This window comes from Sphingomonas sp. CCH15-F11, assembly GCF_001557005.1.
Classification (GTDB): domain Bacteria; phylum Pseudomonadota; class Alphaproteobacteria; order Sphingomonadales; family Sphingomonadaceae; genus Sphingomonas.
Genome location: NZ_LSKG01000092.1, coordinates 1 through 1,238 on the forward strand (window position 1 = coordinate 1; position 1,238 = coordinate 1,238).

The 1,238-nt window shown below is 63.1% G+C and carries 3 protein-coding genes; all 3 read right to left on the reverse strand.

The features are described from left to right. Nucleotides 1-566 (reverse strand): DNA repair protein RecO (gene recO / locus AX709_RS08445; RefSeq protein WP_066548758.1); only part of this gene is annotated, 566 nt, incomplete at its 3' end. 186 nt (nucleotides 567-752) lie between these two features. Then, nucleotides 753-1,100, reverse strand: a complete 348-nt coding sequence (locus AX709_RS19560) for a TonB family protein (protein ID WP_082731690.1) — start codon at nucleotides 1,098-1,100, stop codon at nucleotides 753-755. Next, the coding region (locus tag AX709_RS19165; RefSeq protein WP_231727464.1) for a hypothetical protein at nucleotides 1,034-1,238 on the reverse strand (205 nt) is incomplete at its 5' end. The genes AX709_RS19165 and AX709_RS19560, both read right to left, overlap by 67 nt.

A 1,238-nucleotide genomic window follows, 5' to 3' on the forward strand; every position in this document is an offset into this window, starting at 1 on the left:
AACGCGAACAGCCGCGCCTCATGCCCCATCGCCGCCGCCCGGCTCACCGCGCCGCCACTCTTGGGGCTGACGAACGCCAGCTCGTCGCGCACCCCCGTCGCCACGCACTGCGACAGGTCGAGGCCGAAGCCCAGCTCGGCCAGCACCAGCAGCTCATAGCGGACCAGCGCCACCGCCCAGCCCCGCGCGGCCGGCGCCGCCTCGATCGCGCCGATCACCCCGTCGAGCGCCGCATGCAGCCGCGGATAGGGCTGCCCCTCGGGCAGGGCCAGCGCGGTCAGCCCCGTCACCCATTCGAGCGCAGCGGCAGCCAGCGGCTCCTCGAACAACGGCGCGCGGCTGTGCACCAGCTCGACGGTCAGCGCCGGCAATTGCGCATCCGTCCGCGCCCGCCACTCGCCGGTGATCGCGTTCGCCGGCTGCAACACCGGCCGCAACCGCGTCGACCGCCCGCCGCGCACATAGCCGGGGAGCACCCCCGCCCCCTCGGTCATCGCCCGCACCACCGCCCCATGCTCCCCATGCGCACGCACGGTCAGGACAATGGCGGGGGCGGACAGGTGCATGGCGACGGCTTAGCGCGCGCGCGGTGGTGAGGGAATGTCGGGTGAGGGCGGGCAAGCAATGTGACGTAAAGGTCTCGTTATTGAGTGCTTACGGAGCGTCAGGATTACGGCTGGATTTGAGTGGGAAGCAGAATAGCTGTTCCCAACGCAGCTACACTGGGAGCGTCCATCAAAAGACGAGAATCCCTATTCCCCGATGTTCCATCGGATGCGGATTTTCGTACCGTATGCTGGAACAGTCTCACCCTTGCTATTCGTACTTGGACGGAACTTTGCAGTATTCGTCACTATCTCGCAAGCCTTCTCGTCCAGAAATGTAGAACCGCTTGCTTCCACCACTGTGCAGTCAAACGCCTTTCCCTTATTATCGATATTGACGCGGACTAGAGTGGAGCTGCCTGTCCCAGTCTTACGGATTTCGCCGACTAGGGGGGCTTCAGAAGGTTTAGCGGGAACTGGCGGGGCCGTTAAGGGCGATTGCGTGAAGGATACAATGGAACCTGCAATTCCAAAAAGAAGATTAATCGAAACCATACATCCTCCATTCTAAGGACGGTGAAAACGCTCGGCCGAAGCGTCGTTTGTTGAGCAATATCGCTGGCCGTTGCGACGGCGGCAAATTGCGTCATTGTCTGACCAACCGCTTCTATGACGTCACACCCTACCCCCGCC